Origin of the sequence: Pseudothauera rhizosphaerae (assembly GCF_004801305.1) — a bacterium.
Taxonomy (GTDB): domain Bacteria; phylum Pseudomonadota; class Gammaproteobacteria; order Burkholderiales; family Rhodocyclaceae; genus Pseudothauera; species Pseudothauera rhizosphaerae.
This window is the reverse complement of the sequence record NZ_SSOD01000017.1, coordinates 68,429-90,414: the sequence shown is the minus strand read 5'-3', so window position 1 is coordinate 90,414 and position 21,986 is coordinate 68,429. Positions and strand designations below refer to the sequence as shown.

Below are 21,986 nucleotides of genomic sequence, written 5' to 3'. Positions count from 1 at the left end.
GGACCGGACCATGACACGCAGGTGGCGCGGCATCCTCATCGCAGTCGTGCTCGTGGCGGCGCTCGCTGCCGCGCTTGCCTGGTTCGCCCGCCCCGAGCCGCTGGCGGTGGCCACCCGCGCCGTGGACCGGGGCCGGGTCGAGGCCAGCGTGTCGAACACGCGGGCCGGCGAGGTGGAAGCCTGCCAGCGCACCAGGCTGTCCACGATCCTGGGCGGGCGCATCGAATACCTGGGCGTCGACGAAGGCGACCGGGTCGAGGCCGGCCAGGTGCTGATGCGCCTGTGGCACCAGGACCTCAGCGCGCGCGTCCAGGTAGCCGAGACGCAGCTCGCCACCGCGAGGAGCCGGGCGCGCGAGGCCTGCACCGTGGCCGTCAATGCCGAACGTGAGGCCGAGCGCCAGGAAGCGCTGGCCGCCCGCGGCTTCGTCTCCACATCGCGGGTGGAGAGCGCCCGCACCGACGCCGACGCGCGCCGCGCGGCCTGCACCAGCGCCCGGGCCGACGTGGCCACGGCGGAACGCCAACTCGCCGCCGCGGACATCGATCTGGGCCGCATCGTCATCGTCGCCCCCTTCGCCGGCACGGTGGCCAAGATCACCGGCGAGCTGGGCGAATATTCCACCCCCTCGCCGCCGGGCGTGGCCACGCCGCCGGCCATCGAACTGCTGGACGACTCCTGCCTGTACGTGAAGGCCCCCATGGACGAGGTGGACGCGCCCCGCATCCAGCCCGGCCAGTCCGCACGGGTCAGCGTGGACGCCCTGCCCGGCCGCCACTTCGCCGCCACGGTGCGGCGGGTGGCCCCCTTCGTCTCCGCCGAGGAACGCCAGGCGCGCACGGTGGACATCGACGTGGATTTCGCCTCCCAGGAAGAGGCGCGCGGCCTGCTGGTGGGCTACAGCGCGGACGTGGAGATCGTGCTCGCCACGCGGGAAGACGTGCTGCGCGTGCCCACCGCCGCGCTGCGCACCGGCAACACCGTGCTGGTGGTGGGCGCCGACGGCGTGCTGGAAGAACGCCGCGTGCAGACCGGGGTGGCCAACTGGGAATACACCGAGGTCTCCGCCGGGCTGGCCGGGGGCGAGCACATCGTCACCTCGCTGGAGCGGGAAGGCGTGCGCCCCGGCGCGCGCGTGGTGGCCGAAGACGCGGCCCGGCGCTGACGCGGCCATGGCCCTGATCGAACTCGGCGGCATCGAGCGCATCTTCACGCTGGGCGACAGCCAGGTGCATGCGCTGCAGTCGGTGGCGCTGCGGGTCGAGGCGGGGGAATACCTGTCGGTGATGGGTCCATCCGGCTCGGGCAAGTCCACGCTGCTCAACCTGCTGGGCCTGCTCGACCGCCCCAACGCCGGCCGCTACCACCTGGAAGGACGCGACGTCACCACGCTGGACGCCGACGAGCAGGCCGCAGTGCGGCGCGAGCGCATCGGCTTCGTGTTCCAGAGCTTCCACCTCGTGGCGCGCCTGTCCGCGGCGGAGAACGTCGCCCTGCCCCTGATGCTGGCCGGCGTTCCGGCCGCCGAGCGCCACGCGCGGGTATCCGCCGCGCTGCGCGACTTCGGCCTCGAGGACCGCGCCGGCCACCGCCCGGACCAGCTCTCCGGCGGCCAGCGCCAGCGCGTGGCCATCGCGCGCGCCACCATCATGCGCCCGGCGCTGCTGCTGGCCGACGAACCCACCGGCAACCTGGACCGTGCCACCGGCCAGGAGGTCACCCGCCTGCTGGAAGAGCTCAACGCCGGCGGGGTGACGCTGATCGTGGTCACCCACGACCCCGCCATGGGCGCGCGCGCCCGGCGCTGCATCCGCATGGAGGACGGACGCATCGTGGACGACCTGCGGCAAACGCCGGCCGACACCTTCGCAAACCCCTGATGCGCGCCGCCGACACCCTGCGCTTCGCCACCCGCGCGGCCACCGGCAACCCGCTGCGCACGGTGCTGATGGTGCTGGCCATGGCCATCGGCGTGGCCGCGGTGGTGGTGCTCACCGCGCTGGGGGACGGGGCGCGGCGCTACGTGGTGGGGGAATTCGGCGCCCTGGGCAGCAACCTGGTCATCGTGCTGCCGGGCCGCTCCGAGACCGGCGGCATCAACCCGGGCAGCCTGGTCACCTCCACGCCCCGCGACCTCACCGTGGAGGACGCGGAGGCCCTGCTGCGCTCGCCCCGAGTCACCCGCATCGCACCGCTGCTGGTGGGCAACAGCGAAATCTCCGCTGGCGGCCGCCTGCGGGAGGTGGTGGTGGTGGGTACCAGCAGCGACATGACCGCCGTACGCCGGCTCGATCTGGCCGCCGGCCGCTTCCTGCCCCGGGAGGACCTGCGCCGCGCCACCAACGTGGCGGTGATCGGCGCCACCATCCAGCGCGAGCTGTTCGGCGCGGAGCCGGCGGTGGGCCGCCTGGTGCGCCTCGGCGACCGGCGCTTCCGCGTCATCGGCGTCATGGCCGCCTCCGGCCAGGGCCTGGGCATGAACACCGACGAGCAGGTGATCATCCCCGTGGCCAGCGCCCTGGCCATGTTCGACACCAACACCCTGTTCCGCATCCTGGTGGAGGCCCGCGACCGCAGCGCCCTGGAAGCGGCCAAGGCGGACATCACCGACATCATCCGCAACCGCCACGCGGGCGAGGAGGACATCACCCTGCTGACCCAGGACGCCGTGCTGGAGACCTTCGACCGCATCCTGGGCACCCTGACCATGGCGGTGGCCGGCATCGCCGCCATCAGCCTGGCGGTGGCGGGCATCCTGGTGATGAACGTGATGCTGGTGTCCGTGACCCAGCGCACCGCCGAGATCGGCCTGCTCAAGGCCCTGGGCGCCGAACCGCGCACCATCCGCAACGCCTTCCTCACCGAGGCCAGCCTGCTGTCCCTGGCCGGCGGACTGGCAGGGGTGGCGCTCGGCCAGGGGGGCGCGGCGCTGCTGCGCCTGGCCTGGCCGGTGCTGCCGTCCTGGCCGCCGGACTGGGCGGTGGCCGCCGGGCTGGGCACGGCGCTCGCCACCGGCATCCTGTTCGGCGTGCAGCCGGCACGCCGCGCCGCCCGGCTCGATCCGGTGCAGGCGCTGGCAAAGCGATAGGCCATGGCCTGGCGCGACTTCCTGTGGCTGGCCCTGCGGGCATTGACCGCCCACCGCCTGCGCAGCTTCCTGACCCTGCTCGGCATCGCCGTGGGCATCGCCGCGGTGATCCTGCTCACCTCCATCGGCGAAGGCCTGCACCGCTACATGCTGGCCGAGTTCACCCAGTTCGGCACCAACATCATCGAGATCACGCCGGGCCGCCAGGGCGCCCGCGGCGGCCCGCCCGGCGTGCCCAACACCGCTCGGGAACTGACGCTGGAGGATGCGGCGGCGCTGGAACGCCTGCCCAACGTGACCGGCGTCACCCCCGTGGTGTTCGGCAATACCGAGGTGCATGGCAACAACCGGGTGCGGCGCACCTCGGTCTACGGCGTGGGCAGCGGCTTCGTGGACGTGGTGGCGATGCGGATCAGCAGCGGCCGCTTCCTGCCGCCGGACGATCCGGCCCATGCGCGCGCCTTCGTCGTTCTGGGCGCCAAGTTGAAGCGCGAACTGTTCGGCGAGACCAACGTGCTGGGCGAGCGCGTGCGCATCGGCGGCGAGCGCTACCGGGTCATCGGCGTCATGGAGGAAAAGGGCCAGGTGCTCGGCTTCGACCTGGACGACATCGCCTACATCCCCGCCGGCCGCGGCCTGGCCCTGTTCCAGCGCGACGGACTGCTGGAAATCAACGTCTCCTACGCCGAAGGCGTGCCGGCCGCCGGCGTGGCCGCCGACATCCGCCGCGTGCTCACCGCCCGCCACGGCCGCGACGACTTCACGCTGACCACCCAGGAGGATATGCTGCGCACGCTCTCCAACATCCTCGACATCCTCACCATGGCGGTGGGCGCGCTGGGCGGCATCTCCCTGGCGGTGGGGGGCGTGGGCATCGTCACCATCATGACCATCGCCGTGGCCGAGCGCACCAACGAAATCGGCCTGCTGGTGGCGCTGGGCGCGCGGCGTGCCACCGTGCTACTGCTCTTCCTCGCCGAAGCGGTGCTGCTCTCCGCGCTGGGCGGTGCGCTCGGCCTGGCGGCCGGGGCCGGCATCGCGCAACTGGTCGCCGCCGTCCTGCCCGCGCTGCCGGTCGCCACCCCGTGGCATTTCGCGCTGCTCGCCGAAGGGGTGGCCGTCCTCATCGGCCTCGCCGCCGGCGTGCTGCCGGCCCGGCGCGCGGCGGGCCTCGATCCGGTGGAATCCCTGCGCTCGGAGTAGGGTCTTTTGCGCCAGATCAAACCGCGTCGCGCTAATCCGTCACGGTCCGCAGCGCTCGCCTAGATTGAGAGTGGGACAGCGACCGTGTCCAAGGGCACAGGTCGCGACGACACGAGAGGAGGAGATCATGTGCTTCTTTGATTCCCCGATCGCGCGCTGCGAAAAGGTACACGAGATGGTCCTGCTCGACGAAACGCAGCAGGAATGCGCGCGCGAACACCATTGCCCGCCGGGCCGAATCTGTCCGCTGGAAGGCTGCTTCACCGAAGTCAGCGGACTCGATGCCGAACACGTCGAAGAGTTCCAGGCCACCCACCACGCGCCGTGACACGCGCCGACACAAGGGTCTGACCGGAAGAACGGGCGTTTTGTGCGAGAATGCCGGGCGCTTCGCGCGGGCGGCAGTTTCGACGCGCCCGCGTCTCCCGTGTCCGCAGGCTGCGGGCATCAACCCGCAACCCATTCAGCGGATTCCATGGACTGGCTCCAAGTCGTCGTTCTCTCGGTCGTACAGGGACTCACCGAGTTCCTCCCCATTTCCAGCTCCGCCCACCTCATCCTGGTGCCCGTCCTCACCGGCTGGCCAGACCAGGGCCTGGCCTTCGACGTGGCCCTGCACGTGGGCACGCTCGCCGCGGTGCTGCTCTATTTCCGCGGCGAACTGGCCGGCATGGCAAGAAGCTGGACGCGTTCGCTCACCACCCGCCAGCTCGACGGCGACGCGTGGCTGGCCTGGGCGGTGATCCTGGGCACCATTCCGGTGGGCCTCGCGGGACTGGCATTCAAGGACATCGTCGAAGCCTACCTGCGCTCGCCGGTGACCCTGTCCATCGGCATGATCGCCTTCGGCCTGCTGCTGGGCTGGGCGGACTGGCGCCGGCGCGGCACGCGCACGGAGCACGAACTCACCTGGCGCGACGTGCTGGTGGTGGGCTGTGCCCAGGCGCTGGCGCTGTTTCCCGGCACCTCGCGGGCCGGCATCACCATCACCGCCGGCCTGCTGACCGGCCTGAGCCGGGAGGGCGCGTCGCGCTTTTCCTTCCTGCTCTCCATCCCGGTCATCGTGCTCGCCGGCGGCCTGGAAACCCTGGAACTGTTGACCAACGGCCACCCGGTGGACTGGTCCGCGCTGATCGCCGGCGCCGTGCTGGCCGGCATCAGCGCCTACCTGTGCATCCACTGGTTCCTGGCCTTCATCAACCGCATCGGCATGCAGCCCTTCGTCGCCTACCGCCTGCTGCTGGGCGCGGTGCTGCTGTGGATCTACCTCTGAACGCAGGCTGAAAGCGTCAGGCCGCGGCGCGCTGCGCCGCGCCCACGTGGGACGGGAAGCGGCGCATCAGCCACACCAGCAACGGCAGGCCCAGCAGCGCGAGGCCGGCGCAGAGGATGAAGAAGGTCGCCCAGTCCCCGTCCAGGCGGTCCACCACGTAGCCCGCCGAAGCCGACAGCCAGATGCGCGACAGATTGCCCAGGGAACTCAGCAGGGCGTACTGGGTGGCCGTGTAGGCCACGTTGCACAGCCCGGACAGGTAGGCGACGAAAGCCACCGTGACCAGTCCGCCGGTGAAGTTGTCCGACACCACCGCCACCGCCAGCATCCACTTCTGCTGGCCCACCACGGCCAGCGCCGCGTAGGTCAGGTTGGTGGCCGCCGCCAGTACGCCGGCGACGAAAAGCGCCCGCAGCACGCCGATGCGCGCCGCCAGCACGCCGCCCAGGAAGACCCCGGCCAGGTTGGCGGCGAAGCCATAGAGCTTGGAGACTTCCGCAATGTCGGTCAGCGAAAAGCCCAGCTCCCGGTAGAACACGCCGGACATGCGTCCCAGCATGGCGTCGCCGAACTTGAATACGAACACGAACACCAGCACCAGCACCCAGCCCTCCCGCCGCATGAACTCGGCGAAGGGCGCCGCCACCGCGTTGTAGAGCCAGGCCGCGACCGCCGCTGGCGCGGCCGGCAGGCGCCGGGCGAGGCGCACACGCACCGCCTCTTCCGCCGCCGCCACCGCGCGCGGCACGCCACGGGCGGGTTCGGGGCTCAGCAGGATGGCGACCATGCCCACCAGCACTGCCAGGGCGAGCACCTGGTAGGCCGCCTGCCAGCCGAAGTGCTGGGCCAGCACCAGCCCACCGGCGCCGCCCACCACCGTGCCCCCCAGGTGCCAACCCCAGATCGCCACCGCGGAGCCGGCGCCGTACTGCTCCGGCTCCAGCACGTCGATGCGGTAGGCGTCGATCACGATGTCCTGGGTGGCGCTGGCCGTGGTGACCAGCAGCGTGGCCACCGCCATCATCCACAGGTGCTGGGCCGGCGCGGCAGATGACATCCACAGGACGGCGCCCATCAGCGCGACCTGGGTGGCGAGCGCCCAGCCACGCCGGCGGCCGAAGCGCTCCGTGAGCCAAGGCAGGCGCAGGTGGTCCAGCACCGGCGCCCACAGGAAGTTGATGGCGTAGGGCGTGGCGGCCAGCGCGAAGAGGCCGATGTCGGTACGGCTCACGCCCTCGTCCCGCAGCCAGATGGACAGGTTGGAGAACACCAGCGGCGCCGGCAGGCCACTGGAAAAGCCCAGCGCCAGCAGCGTCAGCATGCGCCGGTTCCAGTAGGTGGCGAAGGCCGCCGCCAGCCGGGTACGCATCAGAAGCGCTCGTCCTCGCGCAGATAGCGCCACTGGCCGGCGGGCAGGTCGCCCAAGGGCACGCGGCCGATGCGCACGCGCTTCAGGCCCGTGACCTTCAGCCCCACCAGCTCGCACATGCGGCGGATCTGGCGCTTGCGCCCTTCCCGCAGCACGAAGCGCAACTGGTCCTCGTTGGCCCATTCCACCTGGGCCGGGCGCAGCCGGCGGCCGTCCAGCTCCAGGCCGTGGTTGAGCAGCGCCAAACCTTCGGCCGGCAACTCGCCTTCCACGCGCACCAGGTATTCCTTCTCCACCTTGGAATCCTCGCCGATCAACTGGCGCGCGATGCGCCCGTCCTGGGTCAGCACCAGCAGGCCGGTGGAATCGATGTCCAGCCGCCCGGCCGGGGCCAGGCCCTTCAACTGGGAAGGATGGAAGTTCTGCGCCTGCCCGCGGTCGTATTGATTTCCGGCGGTGATCAGCACCACGGCCGGCTCATAGCCCGGCTCGGGCTGGCCGGAGACGTAGCCCACCGGCTTGTGCAGCAGGATGGTCACCCGCTGCGCCTGCTGGCGGCGCGCTTCCGGGGCCAGGGCGATGTTCGCCTGCGGGTCGATGCGGGTACCCAGTTCGGTGATGCGGCGGCCGTCCACGAACACCCAGCCGCGCTCGATGAGCCCGTCCGCCTCCCGCCGGGAGCACAACCCGCGCTCGGCCATGACCTTGGACAGGCGCACGCCTTCGGCGGCCGGCGCCGTGCTCGCAGGACGTGGGGCCGGACGCGGTTCGGCAGGATGGGGAGACGGCCGGGGCTCGGCGCGGCGCGCGGCGGCCGGACGGGGTGCCGCGGGCTTGTCCTCGCCGGTGCGGCGGGGTCGGGCGCGCGTTTCGGATGCTCCCGGCTTGCCGGCCGGCTTCCGTTCGCCCCCCGGTTGCGGGCGAGGAGATTTACCGGCTGCCGGCTTGCCGGCGGTGGGCTTGCCCGCCCCTTCCCTCCGCGGAGCCCCCGTCCTGCGTTCGCCGGCCAGCCTGGCCGGTACCTTCGCCGCGCCGGTGCGTTTCGGCGCGGGCGCCGCGGCCGTTTCCGGCGCCGGCGACTCCGCCGGCGCTTCCTCCGGTTTCGGGCGCGCTTTCAGGGTGCCGGCAATGCGCGAAGGAGCCGGGGCGGGAGGCGTTCTGCGTGGGGTGCTCAAGGCGGACCTCGGACGGCCCGGCGATGCGCCGGGCGAAGGGCGCATTATCCCCGATCCCGACCCGCCCGGACAGGCGCGCGATCAGCCTTCCCGCACCAGGATCAGGTGCACGCGGTAGGGACCGTGGGCGCCGATCACGATGGTCTGCTCGATGTCGCCGGTGCGGGAGGGGCCGGAGATGAAGTTCACCGCCCGCGGCAGCTCGCCCAGCTCGGCCCGGGCCAGCGCCCAGCCATCCTCCATGCCGGCAACGATGCGCGACACCGGCACGACGGCGATGTGGGTTTCGGGCAACAAGCTGGTAGAGGGCGGGGTGTCCGGCGCGGAGCAGGTCATCAGCGTGCCGGTTTCGGCGATGGCGCAGAAGCAGCCGGTGATGCCCACCAGGTCTTCATCCCGCGCGGCACGGGCCTCGGCCTCCACACCGGCCGCGGCCCAGGGCAGGCCGGCGTACTTCGGCCACACCACGGCGCGCGGCGGCAGGCCCCGTTCGGCGAGATAGCGCGCCACTGCCGCGGGCACGTCGGCCAGCGCGGCGACCTCGTCCAGCGTGGAGGACTGCACGCCGCACTCGTGGCGGAAGCGCGCCGCCAGGTCCGCCCCCAGTTGCGGACGCGGTCCCTGGGCGCGGGCGGCGAAGGCGGCCTGCACGTCGGTCTCGCCCTCGTGGCGGTTGCGGTCGCTGCGGCCGAGGGCGGCGCGCACGCGGAAAAGGATGTCTTCACGGGCTTGCATGGATGGTCCTTCAGTACAGCCGGTTGCGCGGCGCGCCGGCGGCGTAGGCTTCGATGTTGGCGATGACCTGGTCCGCCAGGCGCTGCATGGCCTGGGCGGAGGCCCAGGCCACGTGGGGGGTGACGATCAGGTTGGGGATGTCCGGGGCGAGCAGCGGATTGCCGTCGCGCGGCGGCTCGGCGGACAGCACGTCGGTGGCCGCGCCGGCGAGGCGGCCGGCGCGCAGGGCGTCGGCCAGGGCCGCCTCGTCCACCAGCCCGCCGCGGGAGGTGTTCACGAGGATCGCGGACGGCCTCATGCGGGCCAGTTCCGCGGCGCCGATCAGGCCGCGGGTGGCGTCGTCGAGCGGGCAGTGCAGGGAGAGCACGTCCGCCTGCGCCAGCACCTCGTCGAAGGCGGTGTGTCCTGAGCGCGGCACGGCCGCGCCGCGGCGTTCGGCGAGCAGCACGCGCATGCCGAAGGCCGTGCCCAGACGCGCCACCCCCTGCCCCAGGCCGCCATGGCCGACGATGCCCAGGGTGCTGCCGGCCAGGTCGACGATGGGGTGGTCGAAGAAGGAGAAGTTCTCGCACCGCGCCCAGCGCCCGGCGCGCACGTCGGCGACGTAGTCGAGCAGGCGTCGGCGCAGGGCCAGCATCAGCAGGAGGGCGTGCTCCGGCACGCTGTCCACCGCGTAGCCACGCACGTTGGAGACCACGATGCCCCGCGCGCGGCAGGCGGCCAGGTCGATGTTGTCCGCCCCGGTGGCGGCCACCGCGACCATGCGCAGGTCCGGCAGCGCGGCGAGTTCCGCTTCCCCCAGCCGGAGCTTGTTGATGATGGCCACCTGGGCGCCGGCCAGGCGTTCCGCCACGTCGGCCTGCTCCGTGGCGGGGTATTCGATCCAGCGGTGGGGCAGGTCCGGGGCGCGGAAACGGGCACCGACGGCATCCCGCTCCAGGCAGACGATGGTGATCACCGCCCTTCCCTCCGGCGCCGTTCGGCATACAGCTCGCGGAAGGTGCGCCCTTGCGGCGCGGGGAAGTCGCGCCCCTTCGTCCATTCCGGCGCGATGCCCAGCAGCGGGATGCGGTCGCGGCCCTCGGCCAGCCAGTTGAGATAACGCACGGCCAGCTTCGCCGCCAGCCCGTAGAGCGACGGCCGGCGCGCGACCCAGCCCCACAGGCGCAAGGCCAGGCGTTCGCTCTTCGGGCGCAGGTCCATGTCCACCTGCTTCTCCCGCAGGCCGCGCAGCAGTTCGGGCAGCGGGATTTTCACCGGGCACACCACGCTGCACTGGCCGCACAGGGTGGCGGCGTGGGGCAGGTCGAGCGCGTTGGCGATGCCCGTGTAGAGGGGCGTGAGCACCGAGCCCATGGGCCCCGGATACACCCAGCCGTAGGCGTGGCCGCCCACGGTCTGGTACACCGGGCAGTGGTTCATGCAGGCGCCGCAGCGGATACAGCGCAGCATCTCCTGGAACTCGGTGCCGAGCAGGCTGGCGCGGCCGTTGTCCACCAGGATGAAATACAGGTGCTCCGGCCCGTCCAGGTCCTCCGGGCGCTTCACGCCGGTGAGCACCGAGACGTAGTTGGAGATGTGCTGACCCGTGGCCGAGCGCGGCAGCAGGCGCATCAGGGTGGCGAAGTCCTCCAGCGTGGGGATGACCTTCTCGATGCCGGTGATGACCACGTGCACCTTGGGCATGGTCGTCACCATGCGGCCGTTGCCCTCGTTGGTGACCAGCGTCACCGAGCCGGTCTCGGCGATCAGGAAGTTGCCGCCGGAGATGCCCATGCCGGCACTCAGGAAGTGGCTGCGCAGGGTCTCCCGCGCCTCCCGGGTCATCTCCTCGATGCCGCTCTTCTTCGGCCTGCCGTGGGTGCGGGTGAAGAGCTCCGCGACCTCTTCCTTGGACTTGTGGAAGGCCGGCGCGATGATGTGGGACGGCGGCTCGTTGTCGTTGATCTGCAGGATGTACTCGCCCAGGTCGGTCTCGACGGGCTGGATGCCCGCCTCGGCGAGCGCCTTGTTGAGCCCGGCCTCCTCCGACAGCATGGACTTGGACTTGACCACCTTGGTCACGCCGTGGCGGCGGGCGATCTCCACCACCAGGCGGCAGATTTCCTCCCCGTCGCGAGCGTACTTCACCTGGGCGCCGCGCTCGCCGGCCTTCTGTTCGAAGGTCTCCAGCCACACGTCCAGATTGGCCAGGGTGCGGTTGCGGATGGCGCGGCCGGCCTCGCGCAGGGACTCGAAGTCGGCGCCCTCGTCGCGCTCGTATTCGGCCACCGCGCGGGCGCGGGCATCGACGAACTTGCTCTTGGCCTTGCCCAGGTTTTCCTGCAGCACGGGGTCGGCCAGCTTGTCGCCCACGCGCGCCTTGAAGAACATCGCCTGGCTGCGCATCAGGCGTCTCCGGCCAGCACTTCGGCCACGTGCAGCACGCGCGTGTTCTCGTCGCCCATGCGGCGCAGCTTGCCCTCGATGTTGAGCATGCAGCCCAGGTCGCCCAGCACCACGGCATCCGCGCCGCTGGCCTGGACGTTGCGCGCCTTGCGCTCGGCGATCTGCGCCGAGATGTCGCCGAACTTCACCGAGAAGGTGCCGCCGAAGCCGCAGCATTCCTCGCAGCCGCCCATCTCGGTGAGCAGCAGGCCGGGCACCCTGGCGAGGAGTTGCCTCGGTTGGGCCTTGACGCCCAGTTCGCGCAGGCCGGAACAGGAGTCGTGGTAGGTCACCGTGCCGTCGAAGCGGCCGGGCACGGCTTCGAGCTTGAGCACGTTGACGAGGAAATCGGTCAGCTCCCGCGTGCGCGCCGCCAGTTGCAGCGCGCGGGCGTGGTTGGCGGGGTCGTCCTTGAGGAGCTCGGGATAGGCCTTGACGATCTGCCCGCCGCAGGAGCCGGAGGGAGCCACCACCCAGTCCAGCCCTTCGAAATCGTCCAGCACCTTGAGCGCCAGGCCGCGCGCGGTGGCCGCGTCCCCCGCGTTGTACGCGGGCTGGCCGCAACAGGTCTGGCCTTCCGGCACCACCACTTCGCAGCCCGCGCCTTCCAGCAGCTTCAGTGCCGCAAAGCCGATGCGCGGACGCATCAGATCCACCAGACAGGTCACGAACAGGCCTACCCGCATTCCCCCCTCCCCCTGGCGGCGCCCGCCGCTTCATTTCACTAGGCGAAATTAAGCCAGCCGGCTACCATTCGCAAGTTACGGAAAACCCGCAGGATCGACGTGGCCCCCACCAATACCAAGACCCGGCCTTCGGCAGCCGCAGCGCCGGAAGCGAAGAATCCCATCCAGGTCATCGAGCGCATGATGAAGCTGCTCGATGCCCTGGCGCGCCACAACGACCCGGTGCCGCTCAAGCAGCTCGCGCTGGACACCGGCCTGCACCCCTCCACCGCCCACCGCATCCTCGGCGCCATGAGCCAGAGCGGCTTCGTCGAGCGCACCGAACCGGGCGTCTACCGCCTGGGCATCCGCCTGCTGGAACTGGGCAGCCTGGTGAAGTCGCGCATCTCCCTGCGGGAGACCGCCATGCCGGCCATGCTCAAGCTGCACGCGGCCACCGGCGAGAGCGTGAACCTGGGCATCCGCGACGGCGACGAGATCGTCTATGTGGAACGCACCTCCAGCGGCCGCTCGGCGGTGCGCGTGGTGCACATCGTCGGCGCGCGCGCGCCGCTGCACACCACCGCCACCGGCAAGCTGTTCCTGGTGGAAGACGGTTCGGAGACGGTACGCGACTACGCGCGCCGCACCGGCCTGCCGGCGTCCACGCCGACTTCGATCACCGCGCTGCCGGCGCTGGAACGGGAACTCGACAAAGTGCGCCGCCACAACGTGGCCTTCGACCTGGACGAAGTGGAGAACGGCGTGCGCTGCATCGCCGCGGGCATCCGCGACGACTCGGGGGAGCTGATCGCCGGCCTGTCCCTGTCCACGCCGTCCGAGCGCTTCAACCCGGACTGGGCGCCGCTGGTGCGCCAGACCGCGGAGGAAATCTCCCAGGCGATGGGGTACGTGAAGCGCTGACCCGCGTCAGCCTTCGTGCTGGCTGCCGGCGTGGGCGAGGCGATGCAGGCCGACGCTCTGCAGCCATTCCCGCAGCCGGTTGGCGTCCGTGTCGCGCGCCCAGCGGCTGCGCGCGTTCATCAGCACGATGATCACCGGTTCGCCCTGCAGCCAGGTCTGCATCACCACGCAGCGGCCGGCCTCGCGGATGAAGCCGGTCTTGGACAGGCCGATGTCCCACCCGGGCTTGCGCACCAGGCTGTTGCTGTTGCGGTACTGCAGCAGGCGGCGGCCGACGCGCACCTGGCGCTCGTCGGCGGTGGTGAATTCGCGGATCAGCGGATACTCGGCGGCGGCGGCCACCATCCTCACCAGGTCGCGCGGACTGGAGACGTTGCGCGGATCGAGGCCGGTGCCGTCGAAGAAGCGGGTGTCGTTGAGCCCTATCATGCGCGCCTTGACGTTCATGGCCTTGACGAAGGCGTCCTCGCCGCCGGGATAGTGGCGCGCCAGCGCCGACGCGGCGCGGTTCTCGGACGACATCAGCGCCAGCAGCAGCATCTGCTCGCGGGAGAGGCGCGTACCGAGCGGCAGGCGCGAGCCGGTGCCCTTCAGCGTATCGAAGTCGGCCCGGGAGATGGTGAGCGCGTCGGACAGCCCCTGGCCCGAGTCGAGCACCACCATGGCGGTCATGAGCTTGGTGATGGAGGCGATGGGCAGCACCTCTTCGCCCTTGTGCTCGGCGATGATCTCGCCGGTGAGCTGGTGGGCGATGGCGAAGGCGCTCGAAATCAGCTTGGGCTCGCCGGCATGCGCCTCGTCCGCCGGCTTCGCCGCGGTCTTGGACGGCTTCCCGGTGCCCTGCGCGGCCACCGCGGGCGCGCTCAGGCCGGCCTGGGCAAGGGCGAGCCCGAACAGGGCGGCGGCAATGGTTCGATACATGTCGAGCGGATCCGTTGGGAAAGGGTTCAGCGTTTTCTTCGTTATTGTTATTAAAAATAGAGAGATAGCAAGTTTTTTTGAAGTTATTTGCGAACTAGTGGGCATCACACCCCGTCACAACTTCGCCCGCACCGGGCCCCCGATCCATTCCGTAGTCATTCCCACCCTCCTCAAAGCCGCAGGAAATCGGCGATTTCGCCGCGCCGCGCATGGGCGTCGTGGTATCCCAGCTCGATCAGCGCACGGGTGAAGGGCGGTTCGAACAGCAGGTAAGAGAGCAGCGTCGAACCCTCGCGCCGCATCGCCCCCATGCCGCCCAGCACGGTGCGCAGCAGCGGCGGCAGGCTGCGCCGGTGGCGTCCGGCGATCGTGTCCAGGCGCCGGGAGGGCGAGATCGCCAGCGTCTCCAGCGGCCGCAGGCGGATGCCGGCGGCCTCGCGCTGGGCCGGGGTGAGCGCGCCGACGGTGGTGTTGATGCGCTCCAGGCGCTCCAGGTCGCCCGCCAGCGTGTCGAGGAAGATGCTCGACAGGGCATGGCCGGCGATCTGCGCCGGCGAAGGGTAGCTGTCGGTGCGCTGGCGGCCTTCCTCGGCGAGCCGCCCGGCGCCGATCACCAGGATGCGGTCGGCCCCCAGGTGGATGGCCGGGCTGATGGGCGCGAGCTGGCGCATGGAGCCGTCGCCGAAGTATTCGCGGTGGATCTTCACCGCCGGAAACACGAAAGGCAGCGCACTGGTGGCGAGCAGATGCTCGACCCCGAGCTGGGCGCGCATGCCCACGCGCTGCGCGCGGCGCCAGGGCTGCACCTGGGGCGCGGCCTCGAAGAAGGCCAGGCTCTCGCCGGAGGTGTAGCCGGAGGCGTTGACCGACACGGCGTAGAGGTGCCCCGCGGCGATGGCCCGCTCGATCGCGGAGAAGTCCAGCACGTGGGCGAGCAGGCGCCCCAGCGGCGCGTTGTCGAGCAGCGCGCGCGGAGTCTGGCGCAACGCCCACCCCAGCGTCAGTGCGGAGCCCCAGCGCAGGAAGGAGCCGAACAGGGCGGCGGGGTCGGTACGGTAGATCTGCTCCACGTGGAAATTGCGCCAGATCCACACCAGCTTGCGCACCGCGGCGTTGAAATCCGCGGAAAACACCGCCAGTGCGGCGGCGTTGATGCCGCCGGCCGAGGTGCCGCACAGGATGGGAAAGGGGTTGCCCGGGCTGCGCCCGCGCAGTTCGCGGATAGCCGCCAGCACGCCGACCTGGTAGGCGGCGCGAGCGCCGCCGCCGGTCAATACCAGCGCCGCCCTTTCCCCGTCCCGGTTCACCGCCGCCTCCCCCGCGTCTCCATCGCCGATGCCCCGGATGCTACCGCGGCAGGCCCCGGTGCGGGCATGGAACAGGCGGCGGAATCACCGGCAATCCGTGCTTTTACCCCTCCTGCCCGGCCTCCACGACCGTCAGCGCGGTCATGTTGATGATGCGCCGCACGGTGGTGGACGGGGTGAGGATGTGCACCGGCTTGGCCGCACCCAGCAGGATGGGACCGACGGTCATGCCCTCGCCCGCGGCGTTCTTGAGCAGGTTGAAGGCGATGTTGGCCGCGTCCAGGGTCGGGAAGATCAGCAGGTTGGCGTCCTCGCGCATCTTCGCGTTGGGGAAGATCTGCAGACGGTGCTTGGCGTCGAGCGCCGAGTCGCCGTGCATTTCGCCTTCCACCGACAGGTCGGGATGCTGCTCGTGCAGGATGCGCAGCGCGGCGCGCATCTTTTCCGCCGTGGGTGAATCGGCCGAGCCGAAGGACGAGTGGGACAGCAGCGCCACCCGCGGCTCCACGCCGAAGCGCTTCATCTCCTCGGAGGCGAGCAGGGTCATCTCCACCACCTGCTCGGGGGTGGGGTCGTAGTTTACGTAGGTGTCGGCGAGGAACAGGGTGCGGCCCGGCAGGCTGAGCAGGTTCACCGTATACAGGTGATCCACCCCCTCCCGCCGGCCGAGCACGGTCTCGACGAACTCCCGGTGCAGGCGGTGCATGCCGTAGGTGCCACAGATCAGCCCGTCGCCGTAGCCGAACTTGAGCAGCAGCGTGCCGATCAGCGTGGTGCGGCGGCGCACTTCCTTCTTGGCGTATTCCACCGACACGCCGCGGCGCTCCATCAGGCCGTGGTAGTGCTGCCACAGCTCCCTGAAGCGCGGGTCGGACTCCGGATTGACCAGCTCGAAGTCGCGCTCGACGGCCATGCGCAGGCCGAAGCGTTCGATGTTGTTCCTCACCACTTCCGGCCGGCCGATCAGGATCGGCCGCGCCAGGCCCTCGTCCACCACGGTCTGCACCGCCCGCAGCACCTTCTCCGATTCGCCCTCGGAGAAGATGATGCGCTTGGGATTTTCGCGCGCAGCGGCGAACACCGGCTTCATGATCAGGCCGGAGTGCCAGACGAAGTTGTTGAGCTGGCCGCGGTAAGCCTCCCAGTCGGTGATGGGGCGGGTGGCCACGCCGGAGGCCATCGCCGCCTCCGCCACCGCGGGGGCGATCTTGACGATCAGGCGCGGATCGAAGGGGCGCGGGATGATGTACTCGGGGCCGAAGCCGCCCACCTTCTCGCCGTAGGCCGCGGCGACGATGTCGCTCTGCTCGGCGCGGGCCAGTTCGGCGATGGCGCGCACGGCGGCGAGCTTCATCTCGTCGGTGATGGTGGTGGCCCCCACGTCCAGCGCGCCGCGGAAGATGAAGGGGAAGCACAGCACGTTGTTGACCTGGTTCGGGTAGTCCGAACGCCCGGTGGCGATGATGGCGTCGTCGCGCACCGCCTTGACCTCTTCCGGCAGGATCTCGGGCGTGGGGTTGGCGAGCGCGAGGATCAGCGGGTTGGGCGCCATCTTCGCCACCATCTCGCCCTTGACCACGCCGCCGGCCGACAGGCCCAGGAGCACGTCCGCGCCCTCGATGACCTCAGCGAGCTTCCTGGCCTCGGTCTTCTTGGCGTAGCGCGCCTTGATCGGGTCCATCAGCGCGGTGCGGCCCTCGTACACCACGCCCTCGATGTCGGTGACCCAGATGTTCTCCACCGGAATGCCCAGCATCACCAGCAGGTCCAGGCAGGCCAGCGCCGCCGCGCCCGCGCCGGAGGTGACCAGCTTGATCTTCTTCGGGTCCTTGCCCTGCATCTGCAGGCCGTTGAGGATGGCCGCGCCCACCACGATGGCGGTGCCGTGCTGGTCGTCGTGGAACACCGGAATCTTCATCCGCTCGCGCAGCTTCGACTCGATGTAGAAGCACTCGGGCGCCTTGATGTCTTCCAGGTTGATGCCGCCGAAGGTCGGTTCCAGCGCGGCGATCATGTCGATCAGCTTGTCCGCGTCGGGCTCGTTGATCTCCAGGTCGAACACGTCGATGCCGGCGAACTTCTTGAACAGCACGCCCTTGCCTTCCATGACCGGCTTGGCGGCGAGCGGGCCGATGTTGCCCAGGCCCAGCACCGCGGTACCGTTGGTGACCACGCCGATCAGGTTGGAACGCGCGGTCAGCTCGGCGGCCTGTCCGGCGTCCTCGACGATGGCGTCGCAGGCCGCGGCCACGCCGGGCGAATAGGCCAGCGACAGGTCGCGCTGGTTGGAAAGCACCTTGGTGGGCGTCACCGAAATCTTCCCCGGGCGGGGATGGCGGTGGTAGTCGAGCGCGGCAGCGCGAATCAGTTCGTCCATGTCTTTTTCCCGTCTCTGGTTATTGTGGTTGTTGTGTCGTTCAGTATCTCCGCGCGACCGGAAGGCCGCAGGGCCGGATGCGAAGGGCAAAGCATACTCCGTTGCGGCATTTTCCACATTACGAAAAGTAAAACTGCCATGTGGAACCAGCGCTTCTGCCGGCCACTGCGCTCCGTGGCATAATTCTAGGCTTTCGCCGACCGCGGAAACTCCACGTATTTTCCGCAAGCGGGGCAGCGCGAAGGATGCCCGCCGCCCCGCCGAGAAGCACGGCGTTCGATCGGCGGGAAGACCTGCATCCGCAATCAGGAGAGGAGAGCTCCACGTCATGAATCGACGCTTTTCCGAAGCAGCCCATGCTGCAGCCCCGGCGTATGTCCGCCACGAACGTCTGAAGAAATGGGTGGCCGAAATCGCCGCCCTGACCGAACCCGACCGCGTCGTATGGTGCGACGGCTCCCAGGAGGAATACGACCTCCTGTGTGCCGAGATGGTCGAATCCGGCATGCTGATCAAGCTGAATCCGGAAAAGCGCAAGAACTCCTATCTGGCCTGCTCCGACCCCTCCGACGTCGCCCGCGTCGAGGACCGCACCTTCATCTGCTCCCGGGACGAGGCCGACGCCGGCCCGACCAACAACTGGGAAGACCCGGCGACCATGCGGGAAACCCTGAACGGCCTGTTCAAGGCGTCCATGCACGGCCGCACCCTGTACGTGGTGCCGTTCTCCATGGGCCCGCTGGGCAGCCCCATCGCCCACATCGGCGTGGAGATCACCGACAGCCCCTACGTGGTCACCAACATGCGCACCATGACCCGCATGGGCCGCGGCGCGCTGGAAGTGCTCGGCACGGACGGCGAATTCGTGCCCTGCGTGCATTCGGTCGGCGCCCCGCTGGCGCATGGCGAGAAGGACAGCCGCTGGCCGTGCAACCCGACCACCAAGTACATCGTGCACTTCCCCGAAACGCGGGAAATCTGGTCCTACGGCTCCGGCTACGGCGGCAACGCCCTGCTCGGCAAGAAGTGTTTCGCGCTGCGCATCGCCTCCACCATGGCCCGCGACGAAGGCTGGCTGGCCGAGCACATGCTGATCCTCGGCGTGGAATCGCCCACCGGCGAGAAGACCTACGTGGCCGCCGCCTTCCCGTCGGCCTGCGGCAAGACCAACTTCGCCATGCTGATCCCGCCCCAGAGCTTCGGCGGCTGGAAGATCACCACGGTGGGCGACGACATCGCCTGGATCAAGCCGGGCAAGGACGGCAAGTTCTACGCCATCAACCCCGAATCCGGCTTCTTTGGCGTGGCCCCCGGCACCTCCGAGAAGACCAACTACAACGCGATGGCGACGCTGAAGGAGAACATCATCTTCACCAACGTCGCGCTCACCGACGACGGCGACGTGTGGTGGGAAGGCATGAGCAAGGAAGCGCCCGCCCACCTGATCGACTGGCAGGGCAAGGACTGGACGCCGGAGATCGCCAAGGAAACCGGGCGCAAGGCCGCCCACCCCAACTCCCGCTTCACCGCCCCGGCCAGCCAGTGCCCGTCCATCGACCCGGCCTGGGAAGACCCGGCGGGCGTGCCGATCTCCGCCTTCATCTTCGGCGGCCGCCGCGCCACCACCGTGCCGCTGGTGTACCAGGCCTTCAACTGGAACTTCGGCGTGTACATGGCCGCCACGCTGGGCTCGGAAACCACCGCCGCCGCCTTCGGCGCCCAGGGCGTGGTGCGCCGCGACCCCTTCGCCATGCTGCCCTTCTGCGGCTACCACATGGGCGACTACTTCAACCACTGGCTGCGCATGGGCCACGTCATCGAGCACGCCCCGCAGATCTTCTGCGTGAACTGGTTCCGCATGAACGAGAAGGGCGAGTTCATGTGGCCCGGCTTCGGCGAGAACATGCGCGTGCTGAAGTGGATCGTGGACCGGGTCAAGGGCCGCGTCGCCGCCAAGGAAACCGCGCTGGGCTGGATGCCGAAGTTCGAGGACATCGACTGGAGCGGTGCCAAGGTCACGCGCGAGGAATTCGAAGCCCTGACCCAGGTCGACGCCGAAGCCTGGAAGCAGGAACTGGCCCTGCACAAGGAATGGTTCGACAAGCTGCAGGACCGCCTGCCCAAGCAACTGGTGCTCAAGCGCGAGCTGTTCGAACTGGCCCTGTCGGTCTGACCGTGCCCAGCCGGCCCCGCGCCGGCCGCCCCGAGAAAGCGCCGGCCCGCCGGCGCTTTTTTGCTTTGCCGCCCCACCCTGCCGAGGACGCCCCATGCCCCCGCAACCCGCCCGCCGCATGGCCGACATCCAGCCCTTCCACGTCATGGAGCTGCTGCGCCGCGCGCGCGAGCTCGAAGCCCAGGGGCGCGACATCATCCACATGGAAGTCGGCGAGCCGGACTTCCCCACGCCGCAGCCCATGGTGGAAACCGCCACCCGCTTCCTCGCCCGCGGCGACGTGCATTACACCGCCGCGCTGGGCCTGCCCGCGCTGCGGGAGGCCATCGCCCGCTTCTACCGCGACCGCTTCCAGGCCGACGTGGCGCCCGAGCGCATCGTCGTCACCCCCGGCGCCTCCGGCGCGCTGATGCTGGCCCTGGCCGTCTCCACCGACCCGGGCGACGAATGGCTGCAGCCCGATCCGGGCTATCCCTCCAACCGCCACCTGGTGCGCAGCGTGGAAGGCCGCGCGCGGGCGCTGCCGGTGGACGCCGCCACCCGCTACCAGCCCACGCCGGCCCAGGTGGACGCCGCCTGGCAGCCCCAGACCCGGGGCCTGATGGTGGCCACCCCGTCCAACCCCACTGGCACGCTGCTCACGGCCGGCGAACTGGCCGCGCTGCACGGCACAACGAGCGCGCGGGGAGGCCTGCTGATCGTGGACGAGATCTACCAGGGCCTGACCTACGGCGTGGAAGCCTCCACCGTGCTGGCCCAGCCCGCGCTGGCCGCGGCCGAGGACCTGTTCGTGGTGAACAGCTTCTCCAAGTACTTCGGCATGACCGGATGGCGCCTGGGCTGGCTGGTGGTGCCCCGGTGCTGGGTGCGCGAGGTGGAAAAGCTCGCCCAGCACTTCTTCATTTCGGCCTCCACGCCGGCGCAGCACGCGGCGCTGGCGGCCTTCGCGCCGGCCACACTGGACATCCTGGAGGAGCGCCGCCACGAGTTCGCCCGCCGCCGCGACACCCTGCTGCCGGCCCTGCGCCAACTGGGCTTCGGCATCGCCACCGAACCCCAGGGCGCGTTCTACATCTACGCGGACACCAGCCACCTGGCCGAGGACAGCGAGGCGCTGGCGCGCCGGCTGATCGAGGAGGCCGGCGTGGCCGCCACGCCAGGGCTGGACTTCGGCGACCATCTACCGCGCCGCCACCTGCGCATCGCCTACACCACGCGGGAGGCGCGCCTGCTGGAAGCCTGCGAGCGCATGGGCCGGCTGCTCGGCTGAAGCGGCCGGAACAGGTACAGCGGTGAAGTGACAATGCCGTTCGCCCTGAGCCTGTCGAAGGGCGGAAAGCGGGCTTCGACAGGCTCAGCCCGAACGGGTATCCAGTTGCCGGCGTTCAGACGCCGGTAGTCGTCGCCTGCCCGCGTCCGGCCGCAGCCGCCAGGCGCTGCTTCATCGCCATCACGCGGCGGTAGTAGGCCGCCTCGGGATCGCCGCGCGCGCCGCCGTAGTACTGCAGCGCGGCCTGCAGCGAACCGAAGCGGCGCAGCCCTTCGTGGATCACCAGAGTGCCTACGCGCACGTTGAGTTCCGGGTCGAACAGGGCGTCCTCGCCCGCCTCCGCGCCGATCTTGTCCATGTGGAAGCGCGGGATGACCTGCATCAGCCCCTGGGCGCCCACGTGGCTCTCGGCGTAGGGGTTGAAGCTGGATTCCACCGCGATCACCGCCACCACCAGCAGCGGATCGATGCCGACGCTGCGCGCGCTGTCCTCAGCCGCGATCAGCACCGGCTCCAGCGCCACCGCGGAGACGCGGTAGCGCCGGGCGACGTAGTCCCGCACGCGCTCCATTTCGGCCGACAGCGTGGGCGGCTCCGGCTCCACGGCGGCGGCGCCGAAATCGTAGCGCGACGCCACCGCGGCATGGGCCTCGGCCATGCTGCCGTCGAAATAGCGCAGCGGCCCGTGCTCCATCAGATTGGCGGCCAGGGCGGCGAAGGCGATCAGCCCGGCGCCGAGCAGGCCGCCGTGGATCGCGTGCATGAGAAGGGTGGCGCCCCTGCGTGCGGCGCCGATGAAACGAGTTGCGGACATAGGGTCGGTTCCTCCGTGCCGGTACCGCGCGCTTGGTCCAGGCCGGCCCTATCCCCACCGTGGGGTGTACGGGAAGGTCCGGAGAGATCTTGCCGGCACGACCCGGAGCGGGGTCGGCGGCGGGAGAAAGCTTGCGGTCGCCGGTCGTCGTTCAAGCGCGCTGCCGCAACCAGACAGCGGGCCCCGCGGTGCGAGCGGCCATTCGTTGCACCCGGCCAGGCAGATCGCCCCAGGCCCGGAGCCGCACCAGAAACATGCTGAAAAA

At 70.3% G+C, this 21,986-nt stretch carries 19 protein-coding genes; 9 read left to right on the top strand and 10 right to left on the bottom strand.

The window, feature by feature from the left end:
* Window positions 1-10: 10 nt before the first annotated feature.
* The 6 genes from E6O51_RS17915 to E6O51_RS17890 all read left to right on the top strand — a co-directional run bounded on the left by E6O51_RS17915 (window position 11) and on the right by E6O51_RS17890 (window position 5,564).
* Window positions 11-1,165 carry an efflux RND transporter periplasmic adaptor subunit gene (locus E6O51_RS17915; RefSeq protein WP_136386382.1) on the top strand — a complete coding sequence of 385 codons (1,155 nt, stop codon included), beginning with the start codon at window positions 11-13 and terminating at the stop codon, window positions 1,163-1,165.
* Between the two features lie 7 nt (window positions 1,166-1,172).
* Complete coding sequence (locus E6O51_RS17910; protein WP_136386381.1) at window positions 1,173-1,880, top strand: ABC transporter ATP-binding protein; 708 nt, start codon at window positions 1,173-1,175, stop codon at window positions 1,878-1,880.
* Window positions 1,880-3,088 (top strand): ABC transporter permease, encoded by a 1,209-nt coding sequence (locus E6O51_RS17905; protein WP_136386380.1) that lies wholly within the window; start codon window positions 1,880-1,882, stop codon window positions 3,086-3,088. Before E6O51_RS17910 ends, E6O51_RS17905 begins: the two co-directional genes overlap by 1 nt.
* Window positions 3,089-3,091: 3 nt before the next feature.
* Window positions 3,092-4,291 carry an ABC transporter permease gene (locus E6O51_RS17900; RefSeq protein ID WP_136386379.1) on the top strand — a complete coding sequence of 400 codons (1,200 nt, stop codon included), beginning with the start codon at window positions 3,092-3,094 and terminating at the stop codon, window positions 4,289-4,291.
* Between the two features lie 127 nt (window positions 4,292-4,418).
* Window positions 4,419-4,619 (top strand): hypothetical protein, encoded by a 201-nt coding sequence (locus tag E6O51_RS17895; RefSeq protein WP_136386378.1) that lies wholly within the window; start codon window positions 4,419-4,421, stop codon window positions 4,617-4,619.
* A gap of 147 nt (window positions 4,620-4,766) precedes the next feature.
* On the top strand, window positions 4,767-5,564 hold the full coding sequence (locus E6O51_RS17890; RefSeq protein ID WP_136386377.1) for an undecaprenyl-diphosphate phosphatase: 798 nt from the start codon (window positions 4,767-4,769) through the stop codon (window positions 5,562-5,564).
* 16 nt (window positions 5,565-5,580) lie between these two features.
* On the opposite strand, the gene E6O51_RS17885 is transcribed toward E6O51_RS17890, so the two are convergent.
* From E6O51_RS17885 to E6O51_RS17860, 6 genes are all read right to left on the bottom strand, one after another.
* Window positions 5,581-6,933, bottom strand: coding sequence for an AmpG family muropeptide MFS transporter (locus E6O51_RS17885; protein ID WP_136386376.1), 1,353 nt, complete (start codon window positions 6,931-6,933; stop codon window positions 5,581-5,583).
* A complete protein-coding gene (locus E6O51_RS22310; protein ID WP_230976840.1) occupies window positions 6,933-7,652 on the bottom strand; it encodes a pseudouridine synthase in 720 nt (239 codons plus the stop codon). Before E6O51_RS22310 ends, E6O51_RS17885 begins: the two co-directional genes overlap by 1 nt.
* A 537-nt stretch (window positions 7,653-8,189) precedes the next feature.
* The gene (locus E6O51_RS17875; RefSeq protein ID WP_136386375.1) at window positions 8,190-8,843 is read right to left on the bottom strand and encodes a LutC/YkgG family protein; all 654 of its coding nucleotides are present in this window, start codon (window positions 8,841-8,843) and stop codon (window positions 8,190-8,192) included.
* Window positions 8,844-8,853: 10 nt separating this feature from the next.
* The gene (locus tag E6O51_RS17870) at window positions 8,854-9,801 is read right to left on the bottom strand and encodes a D-2-hydroxyacid dehydrogenase (protein ID WP_230976839.1); all 948 of its coding nucleotides are present in this window, start codon (window positions 9,799-9,801) and stop codon (window positions 8,854-8,856) included.
* A complete protein-coding gene (locus E6O51_RS17865; protein WP_136386373.1) occupies window positions 9,798-11,231 on the bottom strand; it encodes a LutB/LldF family L-lactate oxidation iron-sulfur protein in 1,434 nt (477 codons plus the stop codon). The genes E6O51_RS17870 and E6O51_RS17865 overlap by 4 nt, the downstream gene beginning before the upstream one ends.
* On the bottom strand, window positions 11,231-11,956 hold the full coding sequence (locus tag E6O51_RS17860; RefSeq protein WP_136386372.1) for a (Fe-S)-binding protein: 726 nt from the start codon (window positions 11,954-11,956) through the stop codon (window positions 11,231-11,233). Before E6O51_RS17860 ends, E6O51_RS17865 begins: the two co-directional genes overlap by 1 nt.
* A 180-nt stretch (window positions 11,957-12,136) precedes the next feature.
* On the opposite strand from E6O51_RS17860, the gene E6O51_RS17855 reads away from it, so the two are divergent.
* The gene (locus tag E6O51_RS17855) at window positions 12,137-12,859 is read left to right on the top strand and encodes an IclR family transcriptional regulator (RefSeq protein WP_136386397.1); all 723 of its coding nucleotides are present in this window, start codon (window positions 12,137-12,139) and stop codon (window positions 12,857-12,859) included.
* A gap of 6 nt (window positions 12,860-12,865) precedes the next feature.
* Here the strand turns inward: E6O51_RS17855 and E6O51_RS17850 are convergent, their stop codons facing one another.
* The 3 genes from E6O51_RS17850 to E6O51_RS17840 form a co-directional block, all read right to left on the bottom strand.
* Window positions 12,866-13,780: a serine hydrolase gene (locus E6O51_RS17850; protein ID WP_136386371.1), complete on the bottom strand. Its 915-nt coding sequence runs from the start codon at window positions 13,778-13,780 to the stop codon at window positions 12,866-12,868.
* Window positions 13,781-13,950: 170 nt separating this feature from the next.
* Entirely contained in the window at window positions 13,951-15,087 is a 1,137-nt protein-coding gene (locus E6O51_RS17845; protein ID WP_136386370.1) for a patatin-like phospholipase family protein, read from the bottom strand.
* A 103-nt stretch (window positions 15,088-15,190) separates the two neighbouring features.
* Window positions 15,191-17,464, bottom strand: a complete 2,274-nt coding sequence (locus tag E6O51_RS17840) for an NADP-dependent malic enzyme (protein WP_136386369.1) — start codon at window positions 17,462-17,464, stop codon at window positions 15,191-15,193.
* Window positions 17,465-17,792: 328 nt separating this feature from the next.
* Here E6O51_RS17840 and E6O51_RS17835 point away from each other — a divergent pair, with 328 nt between their 5' ends.
* The gene (locus E6O51_RS17835; RefSeq protein ID WP_136386368.1) at window positions 17,793-19,637 is read left to right on the top strand and encodes a phosphoenolpyruvate carboxykinase (GTP); all 1,845 of its coding nucleotides are present in this window, start codon (window positions 17,793-17,795) and stop codon (window positions 19,635-19,637) included.
* 94 nt (window positions 19,638-19,731) lie between these two features.
* Window positions 19,732-20,907 (top strand): pyridoxal phosphate-dependent aminotransferase, encoded by a 1,176-nt coding sequence (locus E6O51_RS17830; RefSeq protein ID WP_136386367.1) that lies wholly within the window; start codon window positions 19,732-19,734, stop codon window positions 20,905-20,907.
* A gap of 115 nt (window positions 20,908-21,022) precedes the next feature.
* Here E6O51_RS17830 and E6O51_RS17825 read toward each other — a convergent pair whose 3' ends face one another.
* On the bottom strand, window positions 21,023-21,721 hold the full coding sequence (locus E6O51_RS17825; RefSeq protein ID WP_136386366.1) for a lytic transglycosylase domain-containing protein: 699 nt from the start codon (window positions 21,719-21,721) through the stop codon (window positions 21,023-21,025).
* Window positions 21,722-21,986: the final 265 nt, after the last annotated feature.